The 16,897-nt window shown below is 55.9% G+C and carries 17 protein-coding genes and 1 tRNA gene; 2 read left to right on the top strand and 16 right to left on the bottom strand.

Annotated features, from left to right (window positions below; all coding sequences use genetic code 11):
* Window positions 1-17 precede the first annotated feature (17 nt).
* Window positions 18-923, bottom strand: a complete 906-nt coding sequence (gene lpxO / locus AC2CGI_RS17890; protein ID WP_004936848.1) for a lipid A hydroxylase LpxO — start codon at window positions 921-923, stop codon at window positions 18-20.
* A gap of 248 nt (window positions 924-1,171) precedes the next feature.
* Here lpxO and AC2CGI_RS17885 point away from each other — a divergent pair, with 248 nt between their 5' ends.
* Complete coding sequence (locus tag AC2CGI_RS17885) at window positions 1,172-1,513, top strand: hypothetical protein (RefSeq protein ID WP_004936850.1); 342 nt, start codon at window positions 1,172-1,174, stop codon at window positions 1,511-1,513.
* A gap of 145 nt (window positions 1,514-1,658) precedes the next feature.
* Window positions 1,659-1,889 carry a hypothetical protein gene (locus AC2CGI_RS17880; protein ID WP_130054885.1) on the top strand — a complete coding sequence of 77 codons (231 nt, stop codon included), beginning with the start codon at window positions 1,659-1,661 and terminating at the stop codon, window positions 1,887-1,889.
* Window positions 1,890-1,963: 74 nt separating this feature from the next.
* Here the strand turns inward: AC2CGI_RS17880 and fis are convergent, their stop codons facing one another.
* The 15 genes from fis to msrP all read right to left on the bottom strand — a co-directional run bounded on the left by fis (window position 1,964) and on the right by msrP (window position 16,856).
* Window positions 1,964-2,260 carry a DNA-binding transcriptional regulator Fis gene (gene fis / locus AC2CGI_RS17875; protein ID WP_000462905.1) on the bottom strand — a complete coding sequence of 99 codons (297 nt, stop codon included), beginning with the start codon at window positions 2,258-2,260 and terminating at the stop codon, window positions 1,964-1,966.
* Window positions 2,242-3,246, bottom strand: coding sequence for a tRNA dihydrouridine synthase DusB (gene dusB / locus AC2CGI_RS17870; RefSeq protein ID WP_004936856.1), 1,005 nt, complete (start codon window positions 3,244-3,246; stop codon window positions 2,242-2,244). The genes fis and dusB overlap by 19 nt, the downstream gene beginning before the upstream one ends.
* 393 nt (window positions 3,247-3,639) lie before the next feature.
* A complete protein-coding gene (gene prmA, locus AC2CGI_RS17865; RefSeq protein WP_015379202.1) occupies window positions 3,640-4,521 on the bottom strand; it encodes a 50S ribosomal protein L11 methyltransferase in 882 nt (293 codons plus the stop codon).
* A gap of 11 nt (window positions 4,522-4,532) precedes the next feature.
* Window positions 4,533-5,978: a sodium/pantothenate symporter gene (gene panF, locus AC2CGI_RS17860; RefSeq protein WP_021505128.1), complete on the bottom strand. Its 1,446-nt coding sequence runs from the start codon at window positions 5,976-5,978 to the stop codon at window positions 4,533-4,535.
* Window positions 5,968-6,210 carry a YhdT family protein gene (locus AC2CGI_RS17855; RefSeq protein ID WP_004936865.1) on the bottom strand — a complete coding sequence of 81 codons (243 nt, stop codon included), beginning with the start codon at window positions 6,208-6,210 and terminating at the stop codon, window positions 5,968-5,970. Before AC2CGI_RS17855 ends, panF begins: the two co-directional genes overlap by 11 nt.
* Window positions 6,211-6,429: 219 nt before the next feature.
* Window positions 6,430-6,506: transfer RNA gene (locus AC2CGI_RS17850), tRNA-OTHER, on the bottom strand.
* 196 nt (window positions 6,507-6,702) lie between these two features.
* Window positions 6,703-7,908 carry an MDR family MFS transporter gene (locus AC2CGI_RS17845; protein ID WP_004936868.1) on the bottom strand — a complete coding sequence of 402 codons (1,206 nt, stop codon included), beginning with the start codon at window positions 7,906-7,908 and terminating at the stop codon, window positions 6,703-6,705.
* A gap of 47 nt (window positions 7,909-7,955) precedes the next feature.
* Window positions 7,956-10,187 (bottom strand): hypothetical protein, encoded by a 2,232-nt coding sequence (locus tag AC2CGI_RS17840; protein ID WP_075684904.1) that lies wholly within the window; start codon window positions 10,185-10,187, stop codon window positions 7,956-7,958.
* Window positions 10,187-11,140 carry a lactate/malate family dehydrogenase gene (locus AC2CGI_RS17835; RefSeq protein WP_015379200.1) on the bottom strand — a complete coding sequence of 318 codons (954 nt, stop codon included), beginning with the start codon at window positions 11,138-11,140 and terminating at the stop codon, window positions 10,187-10,189. The genes AC2CGI_RS17840 and AC2CGI_RS17835 overlap by 1 nt, the downstream gene beginning before the upstream one ends.
* Before the next feature lie 25 nt (window positions 11,141-11,165).
* The gene (locus AC2CGI_RS17830; RefSeq protein ID WP_004936880.1) at window positions 11,166-12,233 is read right to left on the bottom strand and encodes a cupin domain-containing protein; all 1,068 of its coding nucleotides are present in this window, start codon (window positions 12,231-12,233) and stop codon (window positions 11,166-11,168) included.
* 419 nt (window positions 12,234-12,652) lie between these two features.
* Window positions 12,653-14,002, bottom strand: coding sequence for an acetyl-CoA carboxylase biotin carboxylase subunit (gene accC / locus AC2CGI_RS17825; RefSeq protein ID WP_004936886.1), 1,350 nt, complete (start codon window positions 14,000-14,002; stop codon window positions 12,653-12,655).
* A 12-nt stretch (window positions 14,003-14,014) separates the two neighbouring features.
* On the bottom strand, window positions 14,015-14,482 hold the full coding sequence (accB, locus tag AC2CGI_RS17820) for an acetyl-CoA carboxylase biotin carboxyl carrier protein (RefSeq protein WP_004936889.1): 468 nt from the start codon (window positions 14,480-14,482) through the stop codon (window positions 14,015-14,017).
* A gap of 32 nt (window positions 14,483-14,514) precedes the next feature.
* A complete protein-coding gene (gene aroQ, locus AC2CGI_RS17815) occupies window positions 14,515-14,967 on the bottom strand; it encodes a type II 3-dehydroquinate dehydratase (protein WP_004936891.1) in 453 nt (150 codons plus the stop codon).
* A gap of 287 nt (window positions 14,968-15,254) precedes the next feature.
* Window positions 15,255-15,854 carry a protein-methionine-sulfoxide reductase heme-binding subunit MsrQ gene (gene msrQ, locus AC2CGI_RS17810; RefSeq protein WP_004936895.1) on the bottom strand — a complete coding sequence of 200 codons (600 nt, stop codon included), beginning with the start codon at window positions 15,852-15,854 and terminating at the stop codon, window positions 15,255-15,257.
* Window positions 15,855-16,856: a protein-methionine-sulfoxide reductase catalytic subunit MsrP gene (msrP, locus tag AC2CGI_RS17805; protein ID WP_015379199.1), complete on the bottom strand. Its 1,002-nt coding sequence runs from the start codon at window positions 16,854-16,856 to the stop codon at window positions 15,855-15,857.
* Window positions 16,857-16,897: the final 41 nt, after the last annotated feature.

The following is a 16,897-nucleotide window of genomic DNA, read 5'->3' as shown; positions in this document are numbered from 1 at the left end:
TGACGATTGGCGACGGTTTACAGGCTGGGGAGGATGATGGCGGCGAAAATGGCGGCGATCACCAGCCATTTCAGCAGGTAGTAACCGCGGCGATTACGCGCCTTCAGGCGCTGGCCGGCGTCGCGCACCGCGTTGACGTATTTGAAGATGCGGTTGATGCCGCCGGTGCGGTCCTGATCGTCGTTCGGCGAACTGGCCGCCGACATCAGCGTAGCGCCGACCCAGTGGTTGACCGCCTGCGCCCAGCGCCATTTCATTGGCCGCTCGACGTCGCAAAATAGAATGATGCGCGTCTGGTCGGTGGCGTTTTGCGCCCAGTGCACGTAGGTTTCGTCGAAGATCACCGCTTGGCCGTCGCGCCAGCTGTGCTGCTCGCCGTCCACTTCGATGAAGCAGCGATCGTCGTTAGGCGTCATCAGCCCCAGGTGGTAGCGCACCGAGCCGGCGTAAGGATCGCGGTGTTTACCCAAATGGCTGCCGGGCGGCAGCTCGGCGAACATCGCCGCCTTGACCGATGGGATGCGGTTGAGCAGCTCGACGGTTTTCGGGCACAGCGTTTGCGCCGAAGGGTGGCTGTCGCTGTACCATTTCAGATAGAAACGTTTCCAGCCGCGTTTGAAGAAGGTGTTGAAGCCGGCGTCGTTGTGCGACTGCGCCTTTTTGATGTGATCCTGCAAACGCACGGCTTCCTCGCGGATCACCTGCCAGTTGTCGGTCAGCGTTTGCAGCTCCGGGAAGCCTTTTTCGTCGAAATAGGGCTGTTTGGCGGGCAAACGCGAGAAACCGGTCATAAACATGTTGATCGGCCCCATAAACGTGGAGTGATCGAACAGCTGACGGGTAAGCTTTTGTTTCTCTTTGCCGCGGGAGTGTGCGTAGAGGAAGCTGATGATAAAAATGCCGATAATGATCGCGGCAACCATAGAATCCATCCCTGTTGGAGCTTGTTAAAAATTCGTACAAATTATAGTTTTATGACAGGAAAAATTTAACTTTTTCGTGCGCTTTCCCTGCGTGTGCTGCTTGTTGGCATAAAAAATCAATAAAATGATTTGTAATGAAATTTTATATCGATTTTTTTGGTTTTAGTCCTATTCTTAAATCGTTCAAGGGGTGTTTCATGCCATCTTGTTTCATGACGAATGGCACGTATCTGAGAAAAGAGGGACTTATGAAAAAATCAATCATTGCCTTGTCTGCACTGCTGCTCGCTTCCCCGGTGTTCGCTGCTGAAACCGCGACCGACACCGCCGCTCACGCCAGCAACGAAGTTGTCGCCGAGGCGCACAAAGGGGCGGATACCGCCAAAGAAAAGCTGCACCAGTCTCAGGACAAGGGTGAAGAGCTGAAGCTGAAAGCCAAGCATGCCGCCGAAGGCAAGAGCGACAGCGTCGGCAGCAAAGTGAGCGAAGGTTCGCAAAAGGCCTGGCACTCCACCAAACAGGGATCGGAGAAGGCTTGGGACAAGACCAAGCAAGGGGCGGAAAGCCTCAAGAACAAAGTGACCGAGTAAGGTCTCCGCTTTACCCCAAGGGCCGCGCTGCGGCCTTTTTTATTGCCTGCAATCCAGAGCCGATGCCCCGCTTTGTCGCCCCGATTAAAACGTGAGAGTATTCTTCATCGATTGGCGACTCAATCGTAAGCAAGAAGGAAGCGCTATGAAATCCCACTGGATAAGGCGGTTATTGACACCCCCACCAGCCTGGACAGGCAGAGCATCGGTTATCTTGGGCATGCTGGTGTTTGTGGTGTTGAGCGGGCTGGATAGCCTGGGCGTGGATTTGGACGGGTGGAAGCGCTACGTGATGATCGCGGGCGTGGCGGGTATTTGCTATTTCTTTGCCGGATATATCGATAAGCGCATTCCGCGCAAATCCTCGCCCATGTAGGCACAAGTCAGAAAAAGAAAAAGGCGCTTATCAAATGAGATAAAGCGCCTTTTCAACACGTTAACTGACTAGTATCAGTTCATGCCGTATTTTTTCAGCTTCTTGCGCAGCGTGCCGCGGTTGATGCCCATCATCAGGGCTGCGCGGGTCTGGTTGCCACGGGTGTATTGCATCACCATGTCCAACAGTGGCTGTTCAACTTCAGCCAGTACCAGCTCATACAGGTCATTTACGTCTTGACCGTTCAGTTGAGCAAAATAGTTCTTCAGTGCTTGTTTAACCGAGTCACGCAGAGGCTTTTGAGTCACCTGATCTTGTGAGTTAACGGTAGAAACGGTCAGTACGTCAGAATTTACGCGTTGTTCGAACATAGTTCTGTCAGCTCTTTTTTTACGCTAAGATTTTCGAAATATGCCTCCAACGCCTCCAGCTGTTCGCTGGCATCCTCTATGGCGTTGAATGTGCGCCGAAACTGGTCATTCGGAGCGTGTTCCTGGAGATACCAGGACACGTGCTTACGAGCAATCCGGAATCCCTTGCCTTGGCCATAGAAGCCGTGCAATTCCCGAATGTGCCCAATCAACAAGCGCTTCACCTCGCCAAGCGGCAGCGGCGGCAGCAACTCCCCAGTGTCCAGATAATGCTGGATTTCCCGGAAGATCCAGGGTCTCCCCTGAGCAGCGCGGCCTATCATCAGGGCATCAGCCCCGGTGTAGTCGAGCACTGCTCTGGCTTTATGCGGGTCAGTAATATCCCCATTCGCGATAATCGGAATGGAAACACTCTGCTTAACTGCCCGAATGCTGTCGTATTCCGCGTCGCCGTTAAACAGACAGGCGCGGGTTCGGCCGTGAATCGTCAGGGCCTGAATACCACAGTCTTCGGCCAGTTGGGCAATCTCTACACAGTTACGGTGCTCTGGCGCCCAGCCGGTGCGAATCTTCAACGTTACCGGCACATCCACCGCGTCAACCACCGCGTGGAGGATCCGTTTTACCAGATCCGGGTACTGCAACAAGGCGGACCCGGCAAGCTTCCGGTTCACTTTTTTGGCCGGGCATCCCATATTGATGTCGATGATCTGCGCGCCGCTGGCCACGTTGATACGCGCGGCGGCGGCCATATCATCAGGATCGCATCCGGCAATCTGCACGGAGCGGATCCCTGGTTCATCGCTATGCACCATACGCAGACGCGACTTATCCGTCCGCCACACCTCCGGGTTGGAGGAGAGCATTTCGGATACAGCCATCCCAGCACCCATTGCATGACAGAGGGTTCTGAACGGGCGATCTGTAATACCGGCCATCGGGGCCGCAATCAGGCAATTAGTAAGCTGGTGGTGTCCAATGCGCATAGACAAAGAGTGACCATACTGTGTCCGCAAGGGCGCGTATATTACGCATTTTTGCGCCGAGATGAAAGGCCAAACTTTAACCAATTGGCTCGCTATTAGGGCAAAAAATGCGCTGCGCAGTGATTCATAAAAATATTGTATATATTTTACAATGAGTTGACGAAAAGTGCTTATTTTGTGTGCGGTAAAATATTCGCCTTTGCGCAGGATATTATCTGCATTCGCCCGCTATTTTTGCCGGGATAACCTGCCTGGAAGGCGCATTGTCAGGGCGATCCATCGTTGAAAGGCAAAAAATTGCATAAAATTTTGTCTTGCCCGTGGGTCGATCGCCGGACAAAAAAAATCCACCGGCGCGGGGCCGGTGGATGAGGGAGCAATATACCGTGACGCTTACTTACGGCGGCCGGTGATGCGGCACCACTCTTCACGCTCGGCGACCGGATCGAGCGTGAACTTCTCTTCGTAGGCTTGTGCAACGCTGCTCGCCTGGCTGGCCAGCACGCCGGACAGCCCCAAATGACCGCCGGCCTTCGGCAGGCAACCGATCAGCGGCGCCAGTTCGCGCAGCGGGCCGGCGAGGATGTTGGCGACCACCACGTCCGCCAGCAGGTCCGCCGGCTGGTCTTTCGGCAGATACAGCTCCAGACGCTCTGAGACGCCGTTACGCTGCGCGTTGTCGCGGCTGGCCTGAATGGCCTGGGGATCGATGTCGATGCCGATAGCGCGCGCCGCACCCAGCTTCAGCGCGGCGATCGCCAGGATGCCTGAACCGCAGCCGAAATCGATGACGGTTTTGCCGGCCAGATCGAGGCCGTCCAGCCACTGCAGACACAGCGCGGTGGTCGGGTGGGTGCCGGTGCCGAACGCCAGGCCCGGATCGAGCATCACGTTGACCGCGTCGGGATCCGGCACGTCGCGCCAGCTCGGGCAGATCCACAAGCGCTCGCCGAAGCGCATCGGGTGGAAGTTGTCCATCCATTCGCGCTCCCAGTCCTTGTCTTCCAGCTGCTCTATCTTGTGGCGGAATCCGGCGCCCAGCAGCGGGTGCTGTTCCAGCATCGCCACCACCTCGGTCATATCGGTTTCCGCGTCGTACAGGCCGATCACATCGGTATCGCCCCACAGCAGGGTTTCACCCGGCAGCGGCTCGAACACCGGGTTGTCGTGGGTGTCCTGGAAGGTCACCGACACGGCGCCGCTTTCCACCAGCGCGTCGCTCAGGTCTTCCGCCTGGCTGCCGGTGGTGTTCAGTTTGAGTTGGATCCAAGGCATAGCAATTCTCTTCAAGAGGGTAATGATGACGCCGCCCGGCGCTTTTCGCCGACGACGTTACCGAGATAAAACGCCAACAGGCTGAGCAACAGCGAAGGCACGATAGGGTGCAGCCCTGCCGGTTGCAGGTTAAAGCTGGCCAATAGCGTATAGCATACCGCACCCGACACCATTGAGCTAAGCGCTCCCTGTGCATTGGCGCGTTCCCAATACAGGCCCAGCACCAGCGGCCACAGGAAGACCGCCTCCAGCCCGCCGAAAGCCAGCAGGTTGAGCCAGATGATCATCTCAGGCGGCCGCCAGGCCGCCAGCAGCACCAGCAGACCGAGGATCAGCGTGGTCAGGCTGGAGAAGCGCTTGATCAATCGCTCGTTGTGGATCTGCTGCGGCCGCACGCCCAGGTAGAGATCCTTGATGATGGTGGCGGAGGATTGCAGCAGTTGGGCGTTGATGGTCGACATGATCGCCGCCATCGGCGCCGCCAAAAAGATCCCGGCGGCGTACGGCGGCAGAACGGTGATCATCAGCGTCGGGATCACCTGGTCGGGGATCTTGAGATCCGGCAACACCGCGCGGCCGAGCGCGCCGGCCAGGTGCATGCCGAACATCAGCACCGCCACCACCACGGTGCCGAGCAGAATGCCGCGATGCACCGCCTTGCTGTCCTTGTAGGAGATGCAGCGCACGGCGGTGTGCGGCAGGCCGATCACCCCGAAGCACACCAGGATCCAGAATGACGCCATAAACGGCAGGCTGAGGATCTGATCGCCGCCCTGCGGCGACACCAGCGCCGGATCGATCTGCTGCAGTTTGCTCACTGCGTTGTCCAGTCCGCCGGCGGCATGGATCACTGCCACCAGCAGCAGCACGGTGCCGAGCAGCATCACCAGCCCCTGCATGGCGTCGTTCAGCACGCTGGCGCGGAAGCCGCCGAAGGCGGTGTACAGCGCGATGCTGATGCCGAAGATCAACAGGCCGGTGTCGTAAGGAATGCCCGCGGCGGTCTCCAGCAGGCGTGCGCCGCCGATGAACTGCACCGTCATGGCGCCGAGGAACGCCACCAGCAGGCTGAGGCTGGCCAGCCACACCAGCAGGCGGCTTTGGTAGCGGCCATACAGCATGTCATTGAGAGTAATGGCGTTGTAGCGCCGCGCCAGGATGGCGAATTTCTTGCCCAGCACGCCGAGCGACAGCCACACCGCCGGCAGTTGGATCATCGCCAGCAGCACCCAGCCCAGGCCGTATTTGTAGGCGGCGCCCGGCCCGCCGATAAACGAACTGGCGCTGATGTAGGTGGCGGTCAGGGTCATCGCCAGCACAAAGCCGCCCATCGAGCGGTTGCCGAGGAAATATTCGCTGAGGAAGTTTCCGTTCTGGCGGCGTCGATAGGCGTACACCGACAGGCCGAACACCAGCAACAGGTAGGCGACCAGCGGCAGGATCACTTCAGTTTGCATCGCGGTCCTCCAGCGAAATGTCGCGGAACACCGTGCGCACCATCAGCCAGCACAGGCCGATGAACAGCAGCGGCACCAGCAGGCAGGCCATTTCGAACCAGTGCGGCAGGCCGGTGACGCCGATGGCGCTGTCCGGCAGGTAGGCCGCCAGCCCCCAGGCCAGCAGGTAGAGCAGCGTCAGCCCCAGCGCCCAGCGCGCTTCGCGGTGCGCCTGAATAAAGCGTTTGTCCATCAGTGTCCCCCATAGGTTTACGATGATGGCTTGTGACAAGAACAGATGAAGGAACAGGATTGTACGGAATGTGCGGCGTTTGGCTAATAAATTATTCACCTTTCCGGTGAACGCAACGGGGCGATGGAAAGAAAAGAGGGGGGTAAATATATAAATTTTTACCGGTTTATTTCGATGAGAAAATAATTAAAGAGAATGGGAAAAGTAATGGGTTTATATTGGTTGGCGCAACCGGAATCGAACCAGGTGACCTCTGTGAAGTATGACACAGCGCTCTACCACTGAGCTACACGCCTGCAATAAACAAATTTATAACATCTCCTAATCATTCATGTAAATAGATTTATTTTATTTTTTAGCATTAAATAAATCATTCGATTAAATAATGACCTGCATATCCTTCGCTATTTATTTACTGTGATTAATATCACGATAAAGCCGCCCCGTTAATACGTTTAAACAAGGGCGGCGTTAATTAGCGGGTTAACAATGTCACGCGGTTATCGTTCTTTTCTCAGATATTCTTTCCGAAATAGTATAAAGAACGATGACGCCGATGCATAAAAAGAACATCACGGCATACAGGGCGCCACCGCCACCTTGTTTTAACAGCAAACCGCCGACAAAAGGGGCGAGCGCCAGGCCAAATTCGTAAAACGTGGCGGCACCGAAGTAAGCCCCTTTTAGGTTAGCCGGCGCCATACGATCAATTTGTATATTGAGCGTAGGGAACAGGATGACTTCGCCGAGGCTGAGCAGGAACATGGCGACCAACCACAGCAGCCAGCTTTCACTGGAAACCAGCAGGAAGACAATTTGTGAAAGCGCGAGAAAGAACACGCCCAGGCTGGTTTTCAGTGCCAATGACATGCGGCGGGTAAAGCGCTCGGTGAAATACTGCAGCGTTATCACCGTGGCTGCATTGATGAATATCAGCACGCTGAGCAGGTATTCGGGGTTGTACACCTGGCTGATCATGAGATATTGCGGCAGCGTCACGTCGATCTGCCCGTAGACCAGCATCACCAAAATGTTGGCGACTACCAACACCTTGAACGCCTGATCGTTCCAGATAATCCGCAAAGAGCCAATGAATGAGAAGGTGGCGTTGCGCGTTTCTTTACCGTGCCCCGCTTTGAATACCGCGAGCACCAGCAGCAAATAGCAAAGGAACGACAATGCGGTAACGAAGAAGGTGGCCTTCTGCGCCGTCAGCCCGAGAGCGACACCCACTAATGGGCCTACGGCTGCGCCCACGTTCATCAGGAAGTAGCGGATGTTCAACGCGCGTTCTCGCTCTTGCCTGTCATGGAGAATATCGCCGATCACCGCTTTGCTGGCGGGTTCGATCAATGAGCGCGAAATGCCATTGAGTAAAATACCGACAAAATACCACGCCGGTGAGTTGGCCAACGCAAGTACGCTAAATGAAATGATAGCGGCAATTGCACCAAGAATAATCAACGTGCGACGGCCATATTTGTCTGATGCGCCACCGAAGAGATAGCCGAAAGAAATAGACACGATAAGTGATACGCTCATCATGACGCCGATTTCCACCGGCGTCATCGCGTAGTTATTTCTCATGAGAATGGTAATGAATGGCCAAATCATGAAAAAGCAGGCGCGCGTCAAAAACGTCCCGATAAAGATAACCCATATTTCTTTTGGGAAATAAGGGATGAATGTTGACCTCAAGGCGGTTTCTCCTTAAATGTTGCTCGTCGTCTGTTGAACCGAGTGTATTACACCTTTTCCAAACTTTCCTTTTCCCATCGGTTAGCCAGAGTGAGTAACGGCGTCACTCCGGTTTCTCTAATCCTCGCGATGAGATTTTTCCGCTGATCGAAGATAACCGGATGCGGGCTGATGCCTTGAATAATCGCGGCGACAGTCGCCGAGACTGGCGCGCTATGCGCCAGCGTTGGAATCGCCAGAACGTTCATGCAGTATTCGAACATGGAATCGACGGAGTTCAATTTACCCAACATCAAGAACGTCATTTCATCTCCGACGAGGGTAGCGCCAAGGCTGTCGAATATCATTTTGACTTGCGCCACGGGCTTCTCTTTCAGATGGAAACTGAGCAGTGCGCGGAACTGGTCGCGATTCAGACGGCCCTGTTTCATCTCGTCATTCAGCATGGCGAGTGCCTGGCGTACATAATTTTCCTCTTCGTTGAACAGATCTGCCGAAGCGCAGCGGAAATGCTGTTTGAGGAAATACCAGTGAAAGACATATTTGCCGTCGAATTCAAGGCGAACAACGTTGGTGAAGTCTTCCAGATCGTGCCGTTCCGGGTGGAAGTCGCTGAGATCGCAACGAATATCGATGCCGGAAGCGGAGGCGATTCGGCGGCAAATGGTGGTGATATCAGCTTCGCCCAATAGCGCTTGCAGCATATGCTGCATGTTGTTGCCGCCGGCGGCCAACTCGCAATAGGCGTCTTTACCTGGCGTCAGGTATTTGATTCGGTTGTCGCGCGCATTGAGTGATGAGGCAATTTCAGCCCACTGGTTATGTACTTCCTGGCTTCTGATCGTTTCCAAACGAGGGTTTTTTTCATAGAACGCGATGACGCGCGGATCGACAGCCAGGCCGCTGCGTTTGAGTATTCCGGCGTCGAGCTGCGCGCTTGCTTGGTTTTTCACCAGGACATTGATGAAGTTGCGCAGCGAACTCTCCCCGCAATCCGAGAACGAGACGTCAGAATCCGGCGCGGGGCGGCAGGTTTTGGTGATGCACAGCGGCGGAAAATAGCGGCCGTACACTTCGCGATCGTAATAGTCATGGCAGCGATCGGGGAAGTGCGTCTCGCCCGTCGCCGTTTCGCCGAACAGCTCCCCGCTCAGTTCCCGCAGTTGCTGCATGTAGGCGGTCAATTTGCCGAAGTTACCCTTGCATTTCAGCCACAGCGCCGCGTTGAGCAAATGAAACACCTCTCTGTCGTGCTCGGCGGTGCGGCTGGCCGCGATCAGTAAACGACATAAATTGTGCAACTCGGCCAGCAAGCTGTCGCGATCGGCACAGTGGATACCGACGTAATCCTGCACACGTCGCGGCAGATAGCGGTGATACTTGTTGAAAGGCAGATGCAATGCAATGAAGTCAGCGCTGAATCCCTCGGTTTGCAGCCGTGCGACGGTGCTTTCGGTAAAATTTTCCGCCAGCATGCTGGCGCGCAAGGTGGCTTCATCTTTTTGCTGGCGGGCATGTTCGACGGCGGCCTGCGCGTTTTGCCAGGCGGGGAATAGGCCGGCTTGATGCACGGCTTCTTGCTGCGCCGCATTCAGGCGTGCTTCCAGCTCGGTGATTTCGGCATTGAGCGCCAGCAGCTGCGCCTCTTTATTCTCAGCAGCGCTTTTGCCCAGCGTTTTTTTGCCGGCTTTGAGCGCGGCGATCGCGGCTCGACATTGTTGGATCGGCACCTGCTGCGCTTTAACGGCGTTTTCCGCCTGTTGCAGGATCTGATTCAGCGCTTTTTCTTGCGCTTTCAAATGGGCGCCGAGGGAGAGCGCTTCGCGTTCTGCGGCTGCGATCTGCGCTTTTGTGTCCTCGAACTGTTGCAGTACGCTGTCGCAAAGCCGGCGTATTTGCACAGAAAGCCGATGTTGCTGCTCAATGGCAGCGTGAAAGTCCGTTTCATCTCGTACATGCTGATATAACGAGGCGATATCATTGTCGGTGAAACGCGGGCTGCTCATGAAAGCCACCAGCCGTGCAAGGGTAGAGGGGGAAAACCAGGTGAACGGATTCTTCACCTCTTTGCTTACGTCAAACTCGACCAGGTCAGTACGGTAGAACAACGCGCGCGCCACCTGGCCGATCGGGTGTTCGGCGCCAAGAAAACGGTAATACTTTTCCGCGAGTTCGTTGTTGCACCACAGCACCCCGTACAGTGGCGAAAGAAAACGATACTCAGGGCGTAACGGCATGTAGAGATCGCGGAAAATCTGTCTGGTTTGATCGGTCGTCATCAGCTAAAACCTTGGATGATGTTTTTTAACTTGAGCGCCGCCTGGTGGATTTGTTGTTGCTCATCCTGATTGGGCATCAGCGACAGCGGCGTAAAGACGCCGTCGCGCAGAGCCAGCGGCCAGGACATGAACACGCCCAGTTCCGGCAGCCAGACCGAACCGCAGCAGGGGGTTTCGTCCCGTTGGATGATGCGCTCAAGCAAGATAAGAATGGAGGCGGCCGGGCCATATTTAGGAGGGCGCCGCATTTTGTGAAATATGTCCAACCCTTGATTGCGGGTATCGGTGACGATTTGCGCCAGCGCCTGCGCCGAAAGTAGCTGGTTCAGCGGTCCCTCGTCGGTTGTTACCTGGCTGAGCAAGGGCACCAACCCGGCGCCGTGCTCGCCGCAGACTGTCAGGCTACGCGCGTCGATGCGCTGCATGTCGATCCCGGAAATGCGGCAGATGCTTTTCAGCAGCCTGGCGGTGTTGTGCGCGGCGCCGATGCCTATCACCCGGCAGCGAGAGTCGAGCAGGATTTTATCGATGTAATAGCTGATGCTATCCACCGGATTGACCGCATTGATGATGTGACAGCCGGGAGCAATGAAGGGTTTGGCTCGGCTAAAAATGGCCTCGCTGAGCCGTACGTGATCGTCCAGCAACGCCTGGCGGTCATGCATCGGAAAGGTTGAAGGCACGCCATAGCAACAGAGGATCACGTCAGCCCCGTCGATGTGGCGGTAGTCATCCGTTACAACAATCTTGGGTAAAGACGTTCGGTTATGGCGTGAGAAGAGCGCTTCCGCCAGCAGGCCATCAAGAATATCTTCGCAAACGGCTGAATACTTTTCGGTATTTCGGCAGATGATCACGACTTCATTGACGCTGCCACGTCGCTCGGTCGTACTTAACAGCGCGTTTAGCGTCTCTTGCCCAATGCCGCCGAATCCCAATAAAACAATTTTCATGACCGCTCCTGATGACCTGCCCGTCTTATGCTTCGATCAGTTCGGCCAGTCTTGCATACTGCTTCTCAACCATACTCCACCCTTTATCGAGTACGGCTTTGACACGCTGGAATTGTTCTTCGGTCATCCCCTTGAAGAACGCTTTATCCACTTCCTGATGATCGCCATCGAATTCGGAGTGATCCTCGAAATGGTTCTGTTTGCTCGGATCGAACACGTGTTTGATGTTGTTATAGAACACGAAAGCCGAACCTTCGATGACAAAGTGCACCAGGATAGCCTGTTCCAGATTATCCAGCGTGATCATCTGATGGTTGAACCAGATGCACAGTGCTTCAAAGATCGCGTCTTCGCGAACCTGGAGGTTGTCGCGGCTGTTGCGCAGCACCTCGTCATGGCCGAATTCTTCTTTCAGATGTTCACTGAAGAAACGCGAGAAGCGAACGTCTTCACACAGTGCGCTACGCAGCAGCACCATTTTTTGGAACTGATCGGACAGGATCTGCAGGTAGTCCAGGAACAAGGATTTTTTCGCCTCGGAGAACGTTTTATCCTTGGCGAATGCGGTAAAGATCGGGTTGTCCTGGTAGCGCTCGATGTAGCGGGCGTTATGCGCTTTAAGCTGATGGTAGTAAGCGTAGGGATCTTGATCGAAAGTCACCAGCGGTTTGCTGGGATCTTCATAGAGCCCGCGCTCCTCAAACTGGATTGACAGCCCCCAGTAGCCGTTGTCGCCTGCGCCGATGAAGCCGTGATCCGCGCCTGGCGGAATGCAGATGACATCGCCTGGAACGGCCCGGCGGTCAACGCCGTCTCCCAGCAGGATCGCTTCCCCTTCACAAATGATATACAGCGAAGATATTGGATGAACATGCACATCCAGCTTTTCGTTTTTCGCCAGACGCACCCAGCTTACTGCCAGGCGTGCCTGTTCGGGAATAAAGCGGTTCATTTCCTCATTGGCGCGGAAATTCTTCACTTCGCCCAAAAGCTTCTCAATCCCGTTTTCCTTAATGCTTTTTATGGTTTCCATGTCAGCACGGTGGTACAGGGAAAACACGGGCTTACGGTCGTATTCAGTTACATGGCTCATTAAGACATTACTCATCTAAGTCAATAAAAAGGATAAATAAAAAGAGAAAAAGAGCGCGCTGCATTCGATCGACGGCGACAATAGCACGGGCTATCACCGAGCGGATGTGATCGGGGTCAAGCTTTGTAATTAATACGTTAATTTTGTTAAAGCTTATGGCGTGTGAAAATGCGATGGATTGAGTTTTTCTCTTGCTAATATTTATTTGTAAGCTATGAGTTAAATATTTTTTGTTTAAAAACATATTATTATGTTTTTTGTAGTGATGTGGGTGGAGGGCTGGATGAATGTGAAGAGAAAGTTATCTGTGAAGATTTGATTCTATTTTGCGCGGTTGAACGAAAAAATCAGGCGGGCGCGAGAAAAGAAAAAGGCCGGTGATTAACCGGCCTTTCGTCAGACGATGCTGCGTGGCTGCCTTAGGTTTCCTGCAGACCCAGCTTCTTCTCCAGATAGTGGATGTTGGTGCCACCGTGCTGGAAGTTTTCGTCGTTCATGATCTTCTGCTGCAGCTCAACGTTGGTTTTGATGCCGTCGATGATCAGTTCAGCCAGGGCGTTTTTCATGCGGGCGATCGCCACGTCACGGTTTTCGCCGAAGGTGATCAGTTTGCCGATCATGGAGTCATAGTACGGCGGTACGGTATAACCGGCGTAGATATGAGATTCCCAACGCACGCCGAAACCGCCTGGCGCGTGGAAGCGGGTGATCTTGCCCGGGCTCGGCAGGAAGGTGTTCGGATCTTCGGCGTTGATGCGGCATTCTACCGCGTGGCCGTGGATCTTCACTTCTTCCTGTTTGATCGACAGCGGCTGACCGGCAGCGATGCGCAGCTGCTCTTTGATCAGATCCACGCCGGTGATCATTTCGGTAACCGGGTGCTCTACCTGAATACGGGTGTTCATTTCGATGAAATAGAACTCGCCGTTTTCATACAGGAACTCGAAGGTGCCCGCACCGCGGTAGCCGATTTCCACGCAGGCTTTCGAGCAGCGCTCGCCGATGTAGCGGCGCATTTCGCTGGTGATGCCCGGCGCCGGCGCTTCTTCGACCACTTTCTGGTGGCGGCGCTGCATGGAGCAGTCGCGCTCGGCCAGATAGATGGCGTTGCCCTGGCCGTCGGCCAATACCTGAATCTCGATGTGACGCGGATTCTCCAGGTATTTTTCCATGTACACCATGTCGTTGTTGAAAGCCGCTTTGGCTTCCGCTTTCGTCATGTTGATGGACTGCTCAAGGTCTTTGTCGCTGCGCACCACGCGCATGCCGCGACCGCCGCCGCCGCCGGAGGCCTTGATGATCACCGGATAACCGATGCGCTTGGCGAAGGCACGGTTTTTATCCATGTCGTCGGTCAGCGGGCCGTCGGAGCCCGGCACGCATGGCACGCCGGCTTTTTTCATGGCGTTGATCGCGGAAACCTTGTCGCCCATCAGGCGGATGGTTTCGGCTTTCGGGCCGATGAAGATGAAACCGGAGCGTTCAACCTGCTCGGCGAAGTCGGCGTTCTCGGACAGGAAGCCGTAGCCCGGGTGGATCGCCACCGCGCCGGTGATTTCCGCCGCCGAGATGATGGCCGGGATGTTCAGGTAGCTTTTTACCGATGGCGCAGGACCGATGCAGACGGTCTCGTCGGCCAGCAGCACGTGTTTCAGATCGCGGTCGGCCGCGGAGTGAACCGCAACGGTCTTGATGCCCAGTTCTTTACAGGCACGCAGGATGCGAAGCGCGATCTCGCCGCGGTTGGCGATAACAATTTTATCAAGCATGGGGGCGCCTCGTTATTCGATGACGACCAGCGGCTCGTCATATTCGACCGGCTGGCCGTTTTCCACCAGGATGGCTTTCACGACGCCGGACTTGTCCGCTTCGATCTGGTTCATCATTTTCATGGCTTCAACGATGCACAGGGTATCGCCGGCGTTCACTTTCTGACCCACTTCCACGAAGGCTTTCGCGTCCGGGCTTGGGGTGCGGTAGAAGGTGCCTACCATTGGGGAACGAACGACGTGGCCACTCACGGCCGCCGGTGCTGCAGGGGTTTCTGCCGCAGGCGCGGTGGCAACGGCGGTAGCCAGGGCTGGCTGCTGCTGTGCCGGCATCGCGTAAGCCTGCTGCATGACGGGATAAGCCTGCGCCGGTGCGGCACGGCTGATGCGAACCGATTCTTCGCCTTCAGAGATTTCCAGTTCAGAAATGCCTGATTCTTCAACCAGTTCGATCAGTTTCTTGATTTTACGAATATCCATGAGTGTGATTCCGTACTCTTTTTGTGGAGCAATTAGTGGGTTTTCGACAGACGGTTAACCGCTGCCTGTAAAGCGAAAGCGTAGCCATCCGCGCCGAGGCCGCAAATCACGCCTACCGCTACGTCTGAGAGATAAGAGTGATGGCGGAAAGGTTCGCGGGCGTGCACGTTGGACAGGTGGATCTCGATGAACGGGATCTGCACCGCCAGCAACGCATCGCGCAACGCCACGCTGGTGTGCGTGAACGCCGCCGGGTTTATCAGAATGAAATCGGTGTTGCCGCGCGCCTGATGGATGCGATCGATCAGCTGATGCTCGGCGTTGGACTGCAGATGGCTCAGGGTAATATCCAGTGCGGATGCCTGGTTTTCCAATCCGTTAACAATCTCTGTCAGCGTCGTGCTGCCGTACTTCTCCGGCTCACGCGTCCCCAGCAGATTGAGATTGGGGCCGTTCAGAAGCAAAATGTGAAACTTATCCGCCATTGTGCTGGTATCTCCGGCAATAAAACCATCATCGTAGAAAATAACCCGATGTTACCGATTTGTCACCTGTTAAGGGGCAAATTCACCCTGAGAACAGAAACAAGGTCGGGCATTATAACGATATCGTAGCAATTCGCAGCTAAATACTGGTCTTATCAGCGAAGATATTCAACCCCAAATCGACCAACTCGGGGTTCCGTGACAGGAATATGAGCGCTGGAACACAGAAAAAGTTCCCGCCGGCGGCGTGCGTTTTTCAACGACAATCCCGCGCGCCGCCGCGCGATTCAGCGCCACCAGGCGCGGAATTTCTTGTAGCGCAGGCCCAACAGCGCCACCGCCAGCAGCGCGTAAATGAACGGCTGGGGGGAAAAGGTTTTGACCGACCACAGATAGTGGATGGGGGCGAGGATCGCCGCCAGATAGACGAAGTTGTGCAACGTTTGCCATTTGGCGCCCAGTTTGCGCATCGCCCACAGCGTCGAGGTGGCCGCCAGCGCCAGCAGGATCAGCCAGGTGAGGATACCGAGCGTCAGATACGGGCGGTTCACCAGCTCGCTGCCCAGCAGGCCGAGATTGCTCAGCCCCAGCTCCAGCGTGGAGTAGCTTATCAGGTGCAGCGTGCCCCAGGCAAAACACCACAGCCCCACCAGACGACGGCAGCGGATCAGCAGCGGCTGGCGGGCGTAGCGCGCCAGCGGGGCGATCATCAGCGTGGCCAGCAGCAGTTTCAGCGTCATCCTGCCGGTAAAATGCTGGATGTCCTTGGACGGATCGGCGCTGAACCAGCCTTGATCCACCGCCAGTACCAGCCAGAGAAAGGGCAAAAACGCCGCCAGATGCAGGGCGGCTTTCAGCCATTTGATGTGAACAGGCGTCAGGCGCACTTAGAAATTCTCCCGCAGATCCATGCCGCGATACAGCGACGCCACCTGATCGGCATAGCCGTTGAACAGCAGCGTCGGTTGGCGTTTGACGTCGAGAATGCCGCCGGAGCCGATGAAGCGCTCGGTGGCCTGCGACCAGCGCGGATGATCGACGTGCGGATTCACGTTGGCGTAAAAACCGTACTCGTTCGGCGCGGATTGGTTCCAGGTGGTCGGCGGCTGATCGCGCACCAAGCGGATATGCACGATCGATTTGATGCCTTTGAAGCCGTATTTCCACGGCGTGATCAGTCGCAGCGGCGCGCCGTTTTGCGGCGGCAGGGTTTTGCCGTACACGCCGACGGTCAACAGCGCCAGTGGATGCATCGCCTCGTCCAGCCGCAGCCCTTCGACGTAGGGATATTTCAGGCCGCCGCCGATAAAGCGATCTTTCTGGCCGGGCATCTGCTCCGGATCGTACAGCGTCTGGAAGGCTACGTAACGCGCGTTGCTGTTCGGTTCGGCCAGCTTGAGAAGCTTGCCCAGCTCGAAACCGATCCACGGCACCACCATCGACCAGGCCTCGACGCAGCGCATGCGGTAAATGCGCTGCTCCAGCGGGAAACGCTTCATCAGATCGTCGATATCCAGCGTTATCGGTTTCGCCACTTCGCCGTCGATGCGCACTTTCCAGCCTTCGGTTTTCAGCCCGCCGGCGTTGGCGGCCGGATCGGCTTTGTCGAGGCCGAACTCATAGAAGTTGTTGTAGCCGGTCACCTTGTCTTCCGGCGTCATCGCCAGCTGCGCCTGCCAGGCGGCCGGTTTGCTGAATGCCAGCGCTTTGCCCGGTGGCGCCTTGGGGCGATCGTTGCCCTTGAACCACGACAGCAGGTCCGCCCGCGCGCCGGCAGGCAGCGCCAGCGTAGCGGCGCTGATGCCGAGCGCCTGCAGCACCTTGCGCCGCTGATGGAACACGCTCTCCGGCGTGACGTCGGCCTCGGTTAATTTCGGGTGTTTGTTCATGCTTATGTTCTCCGCGACTGATTCCCGCCGCCTGTAAGCGG

Source organism: Serratia sp. LSHTC3 (genome assembly GCF_057197125.1).
The sequence above is the reverse complement of the archived record's forward strand: the minus strand, read 5'-3'. Positions and strand labels throughout refer to the sequence as shown.